Below are 16,707 nucleotides of genomic sequence, written 5' to 3' on the forward strand. Positions count from 1 at the left end.
AAAAGGGAGGGGATGTCAACCGACATCCCCTCCAGGGCGAGACAGGTTACATGCGGAAGCGAACGCCCGCCGTGAAGCGGCGGCCATAGCCATAGACGTCCAGCAGCTGGTTCGAGAACCGGCCATGGGTGCTGTAGGTCTCGTTCGTGATGTTGAGCGCTTCGCCGAAGATGCTGATCTGATCGGTCAGCCGGATATTGGTGCTGAGGTCGATCTGAAGCGCCGAGTTGACGAAGGTCGGTTCCGCGCCGAAGGCCGAGTTGTTCTGGGCCTGACCGAACTGGAGCAGATATTTGTCGCGCCAGTTGACCGCCGCCCGGAACTCATAGCCATTCTTGTCATAGAAGGCGACGAGGTTAGCCGAGTTGGCAAGCCCGGTGACCGCAAAGCCGCTCTGCGACAGATCGTCGCGGTCATAGGGCTTGTTGGTTTCGACGAAGGTGGCGTTGGCGTTGAAGCCGAAGCCGGTATCGCCGAAGACATGCTGCCAGGCAAGCTCCACGCCCTTGACCGTCGCGGACGGGCCGTTGACGCGCCGCGAGATGGTGAACACCGCCGGCTGGCCCGTGGTAGGATCAATCACGCCGTTGATCGTATCCCGCTCCGTGCCGGCAACGATGAAGTTCGACACATCCTTGATGAAGAAGTTCACCGCCGCATAGGAGTTGCGCTGGTAGTACCACTCCGCCGCGAAGTCGAAATTCTCAGCGAGGTAAGGCTTGAGACCAGGGTTGCCGCCGTTCGCCGTCAGAGCGCCGATACGCTGGCCGGGTCCGACAGTGAGCACAGGGGTCAGCGTGTTGAGCGCTGGCCGGGTCAGTGTCCGCGAAGCATCGAAGCGGAGGTGGAAGTTGTCGGTCAGTTCCAGCTTCATGTCCAAGGCAGGCAGGAAGTAGGAATAGCTGCTGCTGGTCGACACGGGCTGAGAATCTGTGAATGCGACACTCAGCAAGGTGGGATCTGCCGCGCTACCGATCAGAGCAGTGGGCAAGCGACCGATACCGGTTGAAACGACCTTCGTAATCTCTTCACGACCACCCGCATTGAAGTGGAACGGCATACCGGCGATTTTGGTCTTGAAGTTGACGCTGACCCATGCCGACCAGCTCTTCTCCAGGATGTTCTGGACGCTGCCAGGATCGAGCGCGAGGTCGATCGTCCCGTTGAAGTTGGCGCAGCAACCACTGTTGAAGCCGGGCGTGTTCGGGCCGTTCCACTGGCTTTCCAGATAGCTGGAATAGGCACGGGCGTCATAGTTAAGCAATACCGGCGGGAGGTTCCCCTTGAAGCCCGGAATCCAGCTCTTGGTGCTGATCGTGCCCTGGATCAGGCTTGCCGGGATCGGAATACCCGAGTTACGACCCGAAGGAAGCCCGTATCCAGCCCACGCCTGCCAATAGTTGTTGGCGAAAGTGTTGCGGTTCTGGAGCGAGAATTCGTCCTCCATGTAGCGCCCACCGACCTTGATGGTCAGATCGTCCTGCTTCCAGGTTGCGCCCAGGCGGAACTGCTTGATCTCGTCGCTATTCTTCTGCGCGGTGCGAACGGTGACGTGCGAGCCGATGATCGACTGGTCGGTCCAGCGCGCCTCGTCGCCATTGGGGCCGTAGTTTGTGAACTCGGGGAAGTTGTTTTTGCTGTTCCCGGTCACCCGAACGCCAAGCGCCGTGCCGAGATCGCCGCCATAACCGATATCGGCGCCTTCGCTGCTGACATGCCCGTCGGGGTTGAGCCGGCTCTTGGAATAGCTGGCGTCCGCGTCGAACGTCAGATTTTCTATGGCGTCCCACTTCAGGTTCAGGCCGACCTGGTTGGTTTCCAGGATATTCTTGTCGGTACCGGCGGTGAAGTCGGTCGGGGTGCCCGCCTGAATGAAATTGACCGTGGTGCCATTCTCATCCAGTTCGACATTGCGCAGGTCGCCCTGGTTGAACCAGACGCCGAAGCCGTCAATCTTGGTTTCGACCTTCTGCCGCGAATAATTGTCGTCGATCGTCAGCAGAACATCGTCCGAGGGCTGCCACTGGAAGGCGATGCGACCGTCGATGCGCTCATCCTTGGTATAGCGCTGGTCGGCGCCATATTGCTGCTGATACCAGCCCACGATGGTGCCCGGCGCTGCGAGTTCCGCTGCCGAACAGGCCGCCGTCAACTGGCAAGGACGATAGCGGCCACCCTGCCAGCCCGACACGTAGACGCGGTTGGTCTGGGTGTCGCGGCGGGTGTAGATGGCGTCGACGAGGATGCCCATCGTATCGTCAGCGAAGGTGGTGCTGAACAGGCCGCCAACGGTCGGAACGACCTTGCCCGCTTCGTCCTGCACCGAACCCGATGCGCTGAGCGCGATGCGGGTGCCCGGCTTGTCGAACGGCTTGGGGTAGGAGATGTTGAGGGTCGCGCCGATCGAGCTGCTCGACAATGAGACTTCGGGGGTCTTGTAGACGGCGAGCTGGCCGACAAAGTCCGCGCCGACCGTGGTGAAGTCCACCGACCGACCGCCCGTCGCGGTCGAGATACGGCGGCCATCGACCAGCGTTTCGTTGAAGTCGCCGCCGAAGCCGCGCACGGTGATGCCCTGCGGCTCGCCGCGGGCGCCGTTGCGCTGGATCGAGACGCCGGGCAGGCGCTGGAGCGAGGCAGCGACGTTGGAGTCAGGGAACTTGCCGATATCTTCGGCCGAGATCACGTCGACCACGCCCGAGGATTCGCGCTTGATGTCGAGGTTGCGCTGGAGCGAGCCACGGATGCCGGTGACGATGATGTCGGCTTCGCTCGCTTCGGCGACGTCGGCCTGCTGCGCGAAGGCCGGCAGGGTGGCCGCCATGGCAAGGCAGCTGGCCGTCAGCGCCAGGCCCTTGCGGCCTGCGCCGGACAGGCGGGTACGGTGGAATTGGGTCTTCATGATCCTCCCCTTGTTCAAGACACTGTCTCGCCCGAACATCGCGGCCCGAATGCCGCGACGCCCATCGTCAGCCCCCGCATGCGCCGGTTCCGCTTCCCGGAACTCGAACCGCCATGAAGAGCCTTCTTTTTGTTATGGAGAAATGTTAGCGCTATCGAAACCGACGATCAAGCCAAATTGTATGGGTAAATAACAAGCCGTGCTAAAGGCGGAAAGTATCGGAAATCGGCCGATGATGGCCGGACCGGAATGAAAGGGAGAGGGTGATGGACGCGCTGGAACTGCTCGATAGTGGCAAACATGCAACATTGCGGATGCGGCCGCCCGCCGTGGCCGACAGCCCGTTCGTGCGGATCGTGACTGCCGAAGCGCTGGCGGCGGCGGCCAGTTGCCCCGTACTGCTGTCCAAACATGCCGAGAGCGGCGCGTTCTACATGGGGGCGTTGCTGGGCTTCCGGCCGGGCGAGCTGCTGGTCGATTCGCCCGACGGCCAGCCCGCCTTCCGCCCGCTGGAGGCCGACCGGGAGGGGTTTTTCGCGGTCGAGGATTCGATCGCGGTCGATCGGGCGCATCGCCGATTCGCGTCCGATGGCGAGCCGATGTTCGATGCGCAGGGCGCGCCCGCGCCGCTGCTGCGCCGGGCGCAGGCGGCGCTCGGCCGGTTGATGGCGGGGAATGACGCGACCGAGGCGTTCATTGCAGCGTTGCTGAAGAACCGGCTGGTCGAACCGATCGATGTTTCGCTGAGCTTCGACGATGGCGAGAAATTGCGGCTGGAGGGGCTTTATACCGTCAGCCTCGACGCGATCGGGGAGCTGGATGACGACGCCGCGCTGGCGCTGTTCCGGGCGGGGCAGTTGCAGCTGGCCTATGCAATGGCGGGGTCGTTGCACCATATTTCCCTGATGGCGCGACGGCGCAACGAACGGCTGGCGCAAGCGGCCTGATCCGTGGCGGGTCGTCCGGCATCTGTGGAGGAGCTTGCGGCGGCGCAGCTTGGCGGCGCGGACGGGTTGCGGCAGCGGGCGGTCGCTTGCCGCCCCTTCGTGGTGCGCGGACTGTGCGGCGGCTGGCCGGTAGTGCAGGCCGGGGCGGCGGGGGCGATCGACTATCTTGCCCGGATGGATGGCGGGCAGGAGGCCGAATATTTTTCGGCCGAAGCCGCGCTTGGTGGACGCTATCATTATGGTGAGGGGCCGGGCGGGTTCAACTTCGCCCGCACGGTCATGCCGGTGGGCGAGGCGCTGGCGCGGATGGCGGCCAATGCGGCGGGGGCGGGGGAGACCGGCTATCTGGGATCGCTGCCCGCCGACCGGCATTTTCCGGGTTTTGCGGAGGAGAATGGCTGCGACCTGCTGCCGGAAACGGTGCGGCCCAGGGTCTGGATCGGCAACGCCGGCACTGTCGCCTGCCATTATGACATGTTCGACAATCTCGCCTGCGTGGCCGCAGGGCGGCGGCGCTTCACCCTCTATCCGCCCGAGGCGATTCGCGACCTCTATGTCGGGCCGATCGACCACACGCTGTCGGGCCAGCCAATCTCACTGGCGGCAGGGGCAGCGCAGGCCGACACACTCTATCCGCGCTTTGCCGCCGCCCGCGACAAGGCGATGACGGTCGAACTTGTGCCAGGGGACGCGCTCTATCTGCCCAAGCTCTGGTGGCATCAGGTGGAGGCGCTGGAGCCGATCAACCTGCTGGTCAATTATTGGTGGGACGGGTTCAGCGCCGGTCCCGATTCGCCCTATGCCGCGATGATGCTGGCGATGATCGCCATCGCTGAGCGGCCCGAGCCGGAGCGGGCGGCGTGGCGCGCCTGGTTCGACCATTATGTGTTCCGGCCGGACGGCCATCCGCTCGCCCATATGCCGGCCGAGAAGCACGGGATTCTGGGGCCGCTTGGGCAGGGCAACTATGTCCGTATCCGCACTTTGGTGATGCGGATGCTGCGCGGGGCATGAGAGACGATCAAGACAGGGAGAGACCATGACCAGGACCATCACAGCCGCGCTCGCCATCGCCGCCCTTGCCGCAGCGGGGACGCCGGCCGTCGCGCAGATGCGCACCGAAGGGCCAGCGGCGGTTGCGGGCGCGAAGCCCGTCACCATCGAGCGGATCAAGGTCCATGCGCCCTCCATCGCCGGCAATCTGGAGGGCGAGGCGGCCGACCGCGACGTGCTGGTGGTGCTGCCGCCGAGCTACAAGGCGAACCCCACAAGGCGCTATCCGGTCGTCTATGCGCTGCATGGCTATTCGATCGGGGCGGAGCAGTGGACCGGGGAGATCCATGTGCCCCGGACGGTGGAGAACGCCTTTGCCAAGGGCGCGCGGGAGATGATCCTGGTGCTGCCCGATTCCAAGACGGTGCATAACGGATCGATGTATTCGCGGTCGCTGACCACCGGGGACTTCGAGACCTTCATCGCCCGCGATCTGGTGGCCTATATCGACGGGCATTACCGGACGATCGCCCGGCGCGAGAGCCGGGGGCTGGCGGGCCATTCGATGGGCGGATATGGCACCAGCCGGATCGGGATGAAATATCCCGATCAGTTCGGCGCGCTCTACATGATGAGCCCCTGCTGCCTGTCGGCGCGGAGCCTGGCGCAGGTGGATGCGGCGGGGATGAAGCGGCTGGAAGACCTCAAGTCGCCCGCCGAGTCGGCTGGCCTCCCCTTCCCGTTGCGGGCGCAGCTGGCGACGGCGGCGGCCTGGTCTCCCAACCCCAAGAACCCGCCGCTCTACCTCGACCTGCCGGCCAAGGACGGGGTGGTGCAGGCCGATGTGCTGGCGAAATGGGCGGCCAATGCGCCGCTGGCCTTTGTCGATCAATATGCCGGCAATCTGAAGCGCTACATGGCGATCGCCGTCGATGTCGGGGACAAGGACGGGCTGAAGGCGGACGCGCAGACGCTGCACGAGGTGCTGGACAGCTATGGCATCGGCAACAGCTTCGAGATCTACGAGGGCGACCACACCAACCGGGTCGCCTGGCGGTTTCAGGACAAGCTGCTGCCCTTCTTCAGCGCCCATCTGGCGTTCGATTCGGGCCGATAAGCGAACAGCGAGTGGAACAGCTGATTCGCGGTTCGAAACCGCAAGAATGATAACGGTAACAAACAGGAGATCAGGGTTGATGCGGGCGAAACTCGGGAAAAACGCGGCGCTGTTGCTGGGGGCGGTGGCCGCCTATCCGGCAGCTGCGGCGGCGGCGCCGTCGTTCGGGTCGATGTTCGGCGACCATGCGGTGATCCAGCGCGATCATCCGGTCATCGTGCGCGGGCGTGCGGCGCCAGGCGAAGTGGTGACGGTAACATTAAACGCTGTTTCACGACGTTCCACGGCCGGCGCGGACGGGCGGTTCGAGGCGCGGTTCGATCCGGTTTCCACCGCCGGGCCGATCAGCCTGATCGCGGAAGCGCCGTCGGGCCGGGTCGAGGCGAAGGATGTGGTGGTGGGAGACGTGTTTCTCTGTTCGGGCCAGTCCAACATGGAGATGGAGGTCCGCTACGCGCAGGACGCGATGGGGCAGGTTCGCGGCTCGGCCGATGACCAGTTGCGGCTGATGACCGTCGCCAAGGCGGTGGCGGACGAGCCGCGCGCCGACTTCGACACGCCGCCCGTCTGGAAGGCGGCGAGCCCGCAGAGCGTCCCTGAATTTTCGGCCGTCTGCTATTATATGGCGCGTGAGCTGCGCAAGAGCGCGGGCGTGCCGGTGGGGGCGATCGCCAGCAGCTGGGGCGGATCGCAGATCAGCCCGTGGATGGGCGAGGCGGCGCAGGCGGCGGTCGGCCGCTCGGCGCGCACCGCGCTGCTGAAGCGCCATGCGCGCGACGCGATCGACGGCGAGCGCGCGGCGAGCGCGGAGTGGGAAGGCTGGTGGCGCAAGGAGACGGGCGACAGGCCGGGCAAGGAGCCGTGGCAGCCGAACGCCGCGCTGGACTGGGCCGACATGCCCAAGATCGGGCCGTGGGAGGAGTGGGGCGTCCCCGCCCTCGCCGCCTATAATGGCATGGTCTGGTTCCGCCGTGAGATCACATTGACGGCGGCGCAGACGAAGCAGGGCGCGACCCTGTCGCTCGGCGCGCTGGACGATGTCGGCCGGGTCTGGATCAACGGCAAGCCGGTCGGCATGGGCGCGAAAGCCTGGCAGCCGATGACGCTGACGGTGCCGCCGGGCGTGTTGAAGGCCGGGCGCAATGTGCTGATCGCCAATGTGGTCGATAATTATGCCAATGGCGGCCTGCTGGGGCCGGTCGAGGCGATGGCGCTGCGGTTCGCGAGCGGGGATGCCGTGCCGCTGGCGGGCGGATGGCGCTATGCGGTCGCGGCCAAGTCTCCGCCGGGCGCGCCGCGCGTGCCGTGGAGCGACGTGACCGGGGTATCGACCCTCTATAATGCGATGATAGCACCGCTGGGGCCGATCGGGCTGAAAGGCGTCGCCTGGTATCAGGGCGAATCGGACGTGGACCTGCCCGGCTATGCCGATCGGATGAAGGCGATGGTCGCCGAGTGGCGGCAGCAGTTCGGATCGCCGGACCTGGCTTTCGTGCAGGTGCAGCTCGCCGCCTATGGCAAGCCCGTCACCGCGCCGGGCGAAAGCGGCTGGGCGGCGCTGCGCGACACGCAATATCGCGCGGCGGCGGCGGACGATCATGGGGGCCTTGCGACGGCGATCGATCTGGGCGACCCGTTCGACATTCATCCGGGCGAGAAGCAGGAAGTCGGCCGGCGGCTGGCGCGGGTGATGCGCAGCATCGCCTATGGCGAGGGCGGGCCGCAGGAAGGGCCGCAGGCGGCGCGCGCGACCGCGACGGCGGATGGCGGCGCGGCGATCCGCTTCACCGGCGTGACCGGCGGGCTGCGGTTGCGCAGCGCGGCGCAGGCGATCGGCTTCGAGCTGTGCGGGGAGGCAGCGGGGTCTTGCCGTTTCGTCGTCGGGCGGATCGAGGGCGACCAGCTTATTCTGCCGGGCGACGGCAAGCCGGCGACGCGCGTGCGGCATGGCTGGGCGGATACGCCGATCATCAACCTCTATGACGACACGCCGCTGCCGGTGGGGCCGTTCGAGTTGCCGATCGAGGGGCGGTAATTCCAACCTGTGATGACCCTGACTCATCTCCCCTCCCCGGCGGGAAGGGTTGATTGGAGTCACGCGCCTCCAATCAAGGGAGGGGGAGCGAGGCGAAGCCGAGCGTCCACGCTGTCGTTGGTACACCCCCACCCGGCCTCCCCCTCAAGGGGGAGGGGAATCGCATATGGAATTTGCCCTTGGTGTGAAAAAGGATTTGGCCAAGTCTCCGTTCGCCCTGAGCCTGTCGAAGGGCCGTTTTTCCTTTGTTTCGAGTGCCTGCGCCAAGACAAGAACAGTCCTTCGACAGGCTCAGGACGAACGGCATTTTCATATGCGATTGCCCTGCCCTCAGGGGGAGGGGTCTTGTAGGTCACGATCATTACAGGTTGGTATAAGGCGGTACTGCCTTCTGCGTGGGTGATTTTGTTCGCGCAGAGGGCGCAGAGGCGCGGAGGGGGCAAGGGTTCATGCTGTTCCCCGGCGCAGGCCGAGGTCCAGGGTTCGAGGCGCAGCGTCCGGGACTCTGGGCCCCGGCTTTCGCCGGGGAACAATGAGGTTCCCTTAGCGCGTTGCGCCTTGAATATGAACCGTTCGCCCTGAGCCTGTCGAAGGGCGCGCGCGCTCAGCGCGTCTCTATGCTGCGGATGCCGTAGATCGCGCTCTTGCCCTTGAGGCCGGTGAGGGTGACGGTCGATCGCGGCGCGGTGGTGGGCGGAAGCGGATAGTCCACCACCAGCCATTCGCCCTGGAGCCGCTTTTCGCGGCGCTCGATCGCGATCTCGCTGCCGTCGACGACGATCCGCATCTCGCGGCCGGTGTCGTTGCCCCAATAGGTGATCTGGAGCGTCGCGGGGCCGGGGCGGCGGGCGATGGTGAAGCGCATCTCCGCGCCTTCCGGCAACGAGCGGTTCTTCTTGCCGTAGAATTCGCCGCTCTGCCCGCCGGTGGCGGTAAAGCCATGGTCGCGCTCGGGCTGCATTTCGCCGATGTGGAAAATGTCGATGGTGCGGCGGGCGAGGTCGGCGCGCGCGGCCTCGGCGGCCATATAGGCGCTGCGGCCGCTTGCCCATTGATCGGGGGTGAAGGTGCGGAAATAGACGGCGGCGCGGCGGTCGTAGAGGGGGTAGAAGGGCACGATGTCGTGGCTTTGCCCCAGCACGTCGGTGGCGCGATAATGGTGCGGCCTGTCGGCGAGCGCGACCAAGGCGGCGCGGGGTTCGCCCTGCACCAGCAGCGCGGGCGCAGGGCCGTCGAAGCGCTGGTCGGCGGGCGCAAGATCGGCGGCGAGGACGAGCGGGCCGCTCACATAGGCATAGGTGTCGGGCGCGCCGGCGAGCGGCTCGGCACGCAGCGTCATCGGGATGGTGAGCGCGATGCGGTCGCCGGCTTTCCATCTGCGGGCGATGCGCCAATAGCCGTCAGTGACCGGCGTGGCGACCGGCGCGCCGTTGAGCGTCAGGCTGGCATTCTGCGCCCAGCCGGGGCGGCGGATGGCGAGGGTGGTCGCGCCGCGCGGGGGGCGGGCGACGGTCAGCGCGACCGCGCCGTCCTGCGGGTAGCGCGTGTCCAGATCGATGCGCGGGCCGCCGGGCAGGTCGAGGGTCGAGGGGATGAAGAGATTGACGAACAGCGTCCCGTCGCCCTGCCAATAGATGGAATCGGCATGTTTGGCGTGGCTTTCCATGCCGGAGCCCACGCAGCACCAGAAACTGTCCTCGGCGGTCGAATAGTCGCGCTTGGCCCCGGCCTCCATCGGCATGAAATAGACGAACTGGCCGGTGTCGGGCCGCTGGTGGGCAAGCATATGGTTGAGCTGGGTGCGCTCATAATAATCGAACCAGTCGGCGCTGGGCGACCAGCCATAGAGATGGCGGGTGAGCTTCAGCATATTATAGCTGTTGCACGCCTCGCAGGTGGCGGTGGTGAGTTGCTCGCCCTGCCGGTCGGGCTGGCCGAAATGCTCGCGTTCGCTGTTGCCGCCGACGGCATAGCTGTGGTGCTGCGTCACGGTGGCGTGGAAGAAGCGGGCGGCGGCGGCGTCCTGCGCCTCGCCGCCGACCTCGTGCAGGCGCGCAAGGCCGATGATCTTGGGGATTTGCGTGTTGGCGTGGAGACCGGCGAGCTTGTCCTCGCCGCGCACCAGCGGATCGACAACGGCGCGGTGGCGCAGGCGGCGGGCGACGCCCAGCCAGCGCGAGTCGCCGGTGGTCGCGTAGAGATCGGCATAGGTTTCGAAGATGCCGCCATGTTCGACCGAGAGGATTTGTTGCACCTGATCGTCGGACAGCGGATCGATCACCCCGGCGAAATAGGTGGCGACCCCGATCAGGATCGGCAGCGCCGCCTTGCGCCCGGCAAGGCTGTGCGCGTCGGCGAGGCCGGCCATGATCTTGTGCAGCGCGTAGATCGGCACCCAGGCGCCGTTCAATTCCCAGGTGGCGCGGATGTCGCCGCGACGAAGCTCCTCGAACACGGTCTTGCCGGGGACGGACTTGCCGTCGCGCATCACGGTCATGCCGCCCAGATAGCCGTCGCCGCCCGCCTGCTGGATGCGCTGCATCGAGGCGAGGGTGCGGTCGAGCGCCGCGCCCAGCGCCGCATCGCCGCTATTGGCGATCGTCAGCGAGACGGCCGACATCCAGTGGCCCATGCTGTGCCCGGCGATGCTCTCCTTCTCCCAACCGCCATAGAGGGGGGCGGTGGGTTGAAGGCCGGCGGAGAGGTAGAAATTATGGAGCAGCCGTTCCGGGTCGAGCGAGAGGAGATAGCGGCGGTTGGCCGCCATCGCGTCGGCGAAGGGGGAGGGCTTAAGCGTCACATGGCGCGCCGGGACCGGGGCGACTCGCTGCGGCGTGGCGGCGCGGGCGAGGGCGGGGAGCAGCGGCAGCAGGCTCGCGGTGGCGAGCATGTGGCGGCGGGTGAGAAAGGGCTGCATCGTCGGTCCTCTCAGCGCAGCAGCGCGGCCTCGCCCCAGGTGACGGGGACGGCGTTGGTCGTGACGCCATCGGCGCGGGCGACGAGTTCGAGCAGCTTGATGCCCTTGACGTCGGCGGTGATGGCTTGCGCGGGCTGGCCGCGGCGCAGCGGCGGGGTGCTGGCGAGCGGCTTGCCGTCGCCATAGAGGGTGAAGCGCACTGGCTGGTCGGCGGTCAGCGCGCTGTCGTCGACGCCGACCTGCGCGGTGAAGCGGGCGAAGCCGGCGTTGCGGACCTCCAGCCGGCTGTTGGCGAGGATGCCGATGCCGGAGGTGAAGGTCTTACCCGCGATTACGAGCGGCTGGTTGTAGGGGGTGAAGTCGGCCATCGCGCCGCCCCAGCCCGCATACATGGGCCGCTCGCCGATGCCGCGCGTGCCGCGCCAGTTGGGGATGGAGCGGTAGATGGTGGGATCGGGTTCGGGCTGGACGACGCCGTCCGCCGCCGGGTTCACCATGCCGGGCTGTTCGGAGAGGTAGAGGCCGTCCGCCAGCGTGCGGTCGCCTTTCGCGCGGAACACGACGGTCTCGCGCGGGGCGACGGTCAGCTTCATGTCCTTGGTGAAGCTGCTTTTGTCCCCGGTCCACAGGTTCGCGAGCGCGATCGGGCGGTCGGCGCGGAATTTGAGATGCTCGGCGGTCAGCGTCGCGTTCACCGGGGCGAGGCCGCGATTGAACAGGGCGACCGCCTTGTCGCCATCGGCAAGCGTCTTGACGAGGATCTGGAAGCCGTCCGCGTCGAAGGCCATCACCGCCTGATTGCCGGCCGCGTCCTGATTGAGCGCGATGATGTCGGCATTGCCGAAAATGTCGATCAGCTCCTCAGGCGTCGTCCGCAGGTCCGCGCCGATCAGCAGCGGGGCGTTCATCATCGCCCAGAGCGAGAAATGCGAGCGCGCTTCGGTCAAATGGTTCGCGTCGAAATCGCCCTTGCCGATGAACAGCATGTCGGGATCGTTCCAGCCGCCCGGATGGGCATAGAAGGCGCGGCGGGCGGCGCTGTCATAATTGGTGAGCATCCGGCCCCAGTCGGGCGAGATGTCGTCGCTGGTGCGGGAGATGTTGCCCACGTCCTTGCCCCAGCTGCGCACATTGGCGCTGCCCCAGATGCAGAGCGAGAGCATATAGTCGCCATCGGGATTGTGGCGGGCGAGCGACTGGTTGATGTCGGCGAAGAGCGCTTTTACCGCCGGGATGTTGGAGCGGGTGATGCTGTGCTGGTCGATGAGGGGCGGCAGGGCGCGGTACTGGCCGCTCTTCACCCGATCGGCGTCGGCGGCATAGGCGCGGATGCCGCAGCCGTCGACCTTGATCGCGTCGAAGCCCCAGTCGGCGAAGAAGAGGCGGATATCCTGATCGGTGTGGCCGTAGAGGCCGACCTCGCGCTCCGCGACGCTGCCCTCGGGAAGCTGCTCGCTGCCGTCGGCATAGGCCTGCGAACAGATGTTGCGGCCGAGGTCGGAATAGATGCCGGCCTTGAAGCCCATGGCGTGCAGCCGGTCGGTAAGCGGGCGGAAGCTCGGATCGCCTTTGATCCGCGCCGAAGGGAATTTGTCGGTGCGGATCATCAGCTTGGCGTCGCTGGTGCGGCGCTTGATCCACCAGCCATCGTCGATGTTGATGAAGCGATAGCCTTTTTGCAGAAGGCCGGCGTCGCGGATGCGCTGGGCCGATCCCATCAGCTTTTCCTCGTCCACATGGGTGAAGAAGGCGTTCCAGCTGTTCCAGCCCATCGGCGGAAGCTGCGCGCTGCCGGCCTGATAGGCGCTCCAGCGGCCGGTGGGGGCGAGGGGGTCGGCGGGTTGCGCCGACAATGCGGTGCTGGCGCAGAGCGCTGCGAGGGGGAGGAGGAAGCGGCGCAGGGTCATGCGAAATCCTTGGGGGTCAGCGTGACCGGCGTGCCGGCCGTGAGGGGGATGGTGCGGCTTTTGCCGGCGAGGCGGATGGTGCGCTCGCCCGATAGGTCGGGGCGGAGGATGGCGCGGTCGAGCCGGCCGCCCTGCCAGTGGAGATCGACGCCGCAGCGGCCGCGCGCGCGCAGGCCGGTGACGCGGCCGGCGGGCCAGGCTTTCGGAAGCGCGGGGAGAAGGTCGATGATGTCGCCATGGCTGTCCATCAGCATTTCGACGATGCCCGCCGCGCCGCCGAAATTGCCGTCGATCTGGAAGGGCGGGTGCGCGTCGAACATATTGGGATAGGTGCGTTCGGGGCCGAGCAGGAAGCGCAATATGTCGTGGGCATGATCGCCTTCGCGCAGCCGCGCCCAGAGATTGATGCGCCACGCTGTCGCCCAGCCGGTGGCGCGGTCGCCGCGTATCTCCAAGGTGCGGCGCGCGGCGGCGGCGAGCGCGGGGGTGCCGTCCGGCGTGATCTGGCGCGACGGGTGGAGGCCGTATAGGTGCGAGACGTGGCGGTGATTCTGTTCGGGCGCGTCGGCGTCCCAATCCTGCTGCCATTCCTGGAGCTGGCCCTGGGCGCCGACCTTGTAGGGGGCGAGCCGGTCGCGGGCGGCGCGCATGTCCGCGACCAGGGGCGCGTCGGTGCCGAGGATCGTGGCCGCCTCGATCGTCTGGGTGAAGAGGTCGCGCAAAAGCCCCATGTCCATCGTCGGCCCGGCGCAGATGGTGCCGCCATGGCCATGCGGATTTTCGGGGCTCATCGACGGGTTGGTCACGAGAAAGCCGGTGGTCGGATCGGCCAAGAGCGTGTCGAGGAAGAAGCGCGCGGAACCTGCCAGCAGCGGGTAGATGGAGGTCAGATAGGCGCGGTCGCGGCTGTAATCATAATGGTCCCACAGATGCGTGCAGAGCCATGCGCCGCCGGTGGGCCAGAGGCCGAACTGCGCGCCGTCGATGGGCGCGGTCGCGCGCCAGAGGTCCGTATTGTGATGCGCCACCCAGCCGCGCGCGCCATACATGGTCCGGGCGGTGCGCTCCCCGGTGACGGCAAGCTCGCGCACCATCTGCACCAGCGGCTCGACACATTCGCCCAGCGCCACCGGTTCGGCGGGCCAATAGTTCATCTCCGTATTGATGTTGATCGTATATTTGGAACCCCAGGGCGGATTGAGGCTGTCGTTCCACAGCCCCTGGAGATTGGCGGGCTGGCCACCGGGCCGCGAGGAACAGATCAGCAGATAGCGGGCATAGTGGAAATAAAGGGCGGCGAGCGCGGGATCGTCGCTGGTCTGGGAGGCGGCGATGCGCTCGTCGGTCGGGAGCCGAGCGGCGGGCGTGCTGCCGAGGTCGAGCGCGACGCGGCGGAACAGGCGCTGGTGTGCGGCGGCGGTGTCGGCGGCGATGGTGGCGAAGGGGCGGGCTTTGGCTTTTGCGAGCGTGTTGGCGGTGGCGGCGAGGGGGTCGCCGCTTATGTCCTCCACGCTTTTGAAGCTGGTCGCCATGGCGAGGAGCAGGGTGACGGACTTTGCGCCCCGGATGCTGAGCTTGCCATCGGCGCTTTGGGTGGCGCGGCCGCCCTCTACCTGCGCGGTCAGGCGGGCGGCGAAGCGGAGATTGCCCTCTATCCCTTTGGACGCGCCGTTGCGGCCGGTGAGGAGCAGGCCGGCGGGACCGTCCGCCGCGACTTGGACCTCGCGCTGGGGGGACCGGAGGGCGATGTCGACGTCCAGCTTGCCGGTGGAAGTGAGGCGGACGGCAAGGATGTTTTCGGCGGGGGAGGCGACGACCTGGCGCATGTGGGTCGCGCCGTTTGCGGTGAAGCGGGTGGTCGCGATCGCGGCGTCGAGATCGAGGTCGCGATGATAGGCGGTGCTTTCCCCAAGGCCGGGAAAGTCGAGGATCAGGTCGCCCAGCGTCTGATAGGGCATCTGAGTCAGCGGCTTTGCCATCAGCGTCCTGTTGGCGAGCGCTTCGGCTTCCTCGATCTTTCCGGCGAAGATGAGGTCGCGGACCTTGGGCAGGTTCGCCTTCGCCTCCGGGTTCACCGGGTCATAGGGCTGGCCGGCCCAGAGCGTGCTTTCGTTGAGTTGCAGTTTTTCCTGTGCCGTGCCGCCGAAGACCATCGCGCCGAGGCGGCCGTTGCCGATGGGGAGGGCCTCCGTCCATTTCGCAGCGGGCTGGCGATACCAGAGGGTGAGCGGATGGGGCGATGCGGGGGCTGCGTCGGCCGGCCGCGCGGTGGCGAGCGCGGCTGTGCCGGCCGCCATCGCAGCGAGGCTCTCGCGGCGGCTAAGGCTCATGGACGGACGCCTTCGGGGAGGGCGGCCAAGGTGAAGCTGTCCACGTCGAGATGGCCGCCGGCCGGGGCGGGATTGTAGCACGAGACAGCGATCTGCTGCCCCTGGAAAGTGCCGGTGCGCCAGTCGAAGGCGAGCGGGAAGCTGCCGCCGACCTCCGTCCATTTGGCGTTGTCGAGGCTGTAGGCGACGCGGCCGACCTTCGTGTCGAAATCCATGTCGGTGCGCAGCCAGAGGGTTCGGCCCTTGATGGGAATGGAGGGGATGCGGACTTGCGTGACCGGACCGTCCTTGGTGCTTTCGGTGAGCATCATGCGGAGCGATGTCGCGCCCTTCGCGCCGCCGACGACCGAAAGCTGGGCATTATATTTGCCGAAGTTGCCCAGGCCGCAGATATCGCCGGGCTTGATGCCTTTGGTGTCGAGCTTCGCGACGGCGCGCATCTTCGGTCCCTGCGCCTTTTGCGTCAACGTGTTGCGCGCGGTCCAGATGCCGTCCGCCTGGGTCGCGTGGAGGCGGAGGAAGCCAGGGCGTTCCTTGAGCGACCATTTGCTGTCGTCGGGATTATGGTTCCATTGCCATTGCAGGCCGAGCTTGGGCGACGCGAAATCGTCCGAGGTCGGCGGTTCGGCGAAGGGGTGGCCGGGGATGGGCTTGGGCGAGCGGTCGGGCACATAGTCGGGCCGGTCGGGCGTGCCCCACCAGGGCCAGTCGTCCTTCCAGAAGATCGGGCTGATGTTGGTCATGCGGCCGATCGCGCCCGCGTCCACCATGACGAAGCCGTACCAGCTGCCGTCGGGCATATCGACGATCGCGCCCTGATGCCCGCCGGTCTTGTCGTCGATCGAGGGCTTGGTCTCCCACGGTCCCCAGAGGCTGCGCGCGCGCGAGACGGTCATCGCCAGCTTGCCGGGAATGGCGTTGAAGAGATAATAATAGCCGTTGTGGCGGACGATCTTCGATCCTTCCGCGCCCTTGTTATAATAGGTGACCTTCGCGGCGGTGACGGCGGAGAGGTCGTCGTTGAGGGTCAGCAAAGTGACCGTGCCGTCGCTGCCGATCGAGGTGCCGAGATAGGCGGTGCCATCGCCGTCGATGAAGAGCGCGGGGTCGAAGGCTTCGCGGTCGAGTTCCTTGTAGGTCCAGGGGCCGGTGATGCTCGCCGAGCGGTAGATGCGGGTCTTGTGCCCGACGGGCGTGACGGCGAGGTAGAATAGGCCTTTGTGGCGGCGCAGGCTCGCGGCGTAGAAGCCGTGGCGATAGTCGCCGCCGTCTTTCAGGTCGTAGCGCGGGTCGCCGTCGAGCCGGTCGACGACATGGGAGACGATGCGCCAGTTCACCATATCCTTTGAATGCAGGATGGTGACGCCGGGCGAATTGGCGAAGGTGGTCGAGGCGAAATAGAAATCCTCGCCGACGCGGATGATGTCCGGATCGGGATAGTCGGCGAACAGGACGGGGTTGCGGTAGGTGCCGTCGCCCTGGTCCGAGCGCCAGACCTGCGCCGGGGCGGCGGTGGCGAGCGTGGCGACGAGGGCGATGGCGGCCGCGCGGATCATGGC

At 66.6% G+C, this 16,707-nt stretch carries 9 protein-coding genes; 4 read left to right on the top strand and 5 right to left on the bottom strand.

The window, feature by feature from the left end:
* Positions 1-46 precede the first annotated feature (46 nt).
* Positions 47-2,902 carry a TonB-dependent receptor gene (locus V2B31_RS15415; protein ID WP_328280069.1) on the bottom strand — a complete coding sequence of 952 codons (2,856 nt, stop codon included), beginning with the start codon at positions 2,900-2,902 and terminating at the stop codon, positions 47-49.
* Positions 2,903-3,168: 266 nt separating this feature from the next.
* Between V2B31_RS15415 and V2B31_RS15420 the strand changes: the two genes are divergently transcribed.
* From V2B31_RS15420 to V2B31_RS15435, 4 genes are all read left to right on the top strand, one after another.
* Entirely contained in the window at positions 3,169-3,849 is a 681-nt protein-coding gene (locus V2B31_RS15420) for a SapC family protein (protein ID WP_328280071.1), read from the top strand.
* A 3-nt stretch (positions 3,850-3,852) separates the two neighbouring features.
* Positions 3,853-4,863 (top strand): cupin-like domain-containing protein, encoded by a 1,011-nt coding sequence (locus V2B31_RS15425; RefSeq protein ID WP_328280072.1) that lies wholly within the window; start codon positions 3,853-3,855, stop codon positions 4,861-4,863.
* A 25-nt stretch (positions 4,864-4,888) separates the two neighbouring features.
* Positions 4,889-5,959, top strand: coding sequence for an alpha/beta hydrolase (locus V2B31_RS15430; RefSeq protein ID WP_328280074.1), 1,071 nt, complete (start codon positions 4,889-4,891; stop codon positions 5,957-5,959).
* 79 nt (positions 5,960-6,038) lie between these two features.
* Positions 6,039-7,994 carry a sialate O-acetylesterase gene (locus V2B31_RS15435; RefSeq protein ID WP_328280076.1) on the top strand — a complete coding sequence of 652 codons (1,956 nt, stop codon included), beginning with the start codon at positions 6,039-6,041 and terminating at the stop codon, positions 7,992-7,994.
* 604 nt (positions 7,995-8,598) lie between these two features.
* On the opposite strand, the gene V2B31_RS15440 is transcribed toward V2B31_RS15435, so the two are convergent.
* The 4 genes from V2B31_RS15440 to V2B31_RS15455 are packed head-to-tail and all read right to left on the bottom strand — an operon-like array spanning position 8,599 to position 16,704.
* A complete protein-coding gene (locus tag V2B31_RS15440) occupies positions 8,599-10,911 on the bottom strand; it encodes a glycoside hydrolase family 127 protein (RefSeq protein WP_328280078.1) in 2,313 nt (770 codons plus the stop codon).
* Positions 10,912-10,922: 11 nt separating this feature from the next.
* On the bottom strand, positions 10,923-12,818 hold the full coding sequence (locus V2B31_RS15445; protein WP_328280080.1) for an NPCBM/NEW2 domain-containing protein: 1,896 nt from the start codon (positions 12,816-12,818) through the stop codon (positions 10,923-10,925).
* Entirely contained in the window at positions 12,815-15,148 is a 2,334-nt protein-coding gene (locus tag V2B31_RS15450) for a glycoside hydrolase family 95 protein (RefSeq protein ID WP_328280082.1), read from the bottom strand. Before V2B31_RS15450 ends, V2B31_RS15445 begins: the two co-directional genes overlap by 4 nt.
* Positions 15,145-16,704: a glycoside hydrolase family 43 protein gene (locus tag V2B31_RS15455; RefSeq protein ID WP_328280084.1), complete on the bottom strand. Its 1,560-nt coding sequence runs from the start codon at positions 16,702-16,704 to the stop codon at positions 15,145-15,147. The genes V2B31_RS15450 and V2B31_RS15455 overlap by 4 nt, the downstream gene beginning before the upstream one ends.
* Between the last annotated feature and the right edge of the window lie 3 nt (positions 16,705-16,707).

It is taken from the genome of Sphingobium sp., from assembly GCF_036170395.1.
Taxonomy (GTDB): Bacteria; Pseudomonadota; Alphaproteobacteria; order Sphingomonadales; family Sphingomonadaceae; genus Sphingobium.

Coding starts and splice junctions, on each gene's coding strand:
- V2B31_RS15445 (WP_328280080.1), bottom strand. CDS start 12,818: ATGACCCTGCGCCGCTTCCTCCTCCCCCTCGCAGCGCTCTGCGCCAGC.
- V2B31_RS15455 (WP_328280084.1), bottom strand. CDS start 16,704: ATGATCCGCGCGGCCGCCATCGCCCTCGTCGCCACGCTCGCCACCGCC.
- V2B31_RS15415 (WP_328280069.1), bottom strand. CDS start 2,902: ATGAAGACCCAATTCCACCGTACCCGCCTGTCCGGCGCAGGCCGCAAG.
- V2B31_RS15450 (WP_328280082.1), bottom strand. CDS start 15,148: ATGAGCCTTAGCCGCCGCGAGAGCCTCGCTGCGATGGCGGCCGGCACA.
- V2B31_RS15435 (WP_328280076.1), top strand. CDS start 6,039: ATGCGGGCGAAACTCGGGAAAAACGCGGCGCTGTTGCTGGGGGCGGTG.
- V2B31_RS15420 (WP_328280071.1), top strand. CDS start 3,169: ATGGACGCGCTGGAACTGCTCGATAGTGGCAAACATGCAACATTGCGG.
- V2B31_RS15430 (WP_328280074.1), top strand. CDS start 4,889: ATGACCAGGACCATCACAGCCGCGCTCGCCATCGCCGCCCTTGCCGCA.
- V2B31_RS15440 (WP_328280078.1), bottom strand. CDS start 10,911: ATGCAGCCCTTTCTCACCCGCCGCCACATGCTCGCCACCGCGAGCCTG.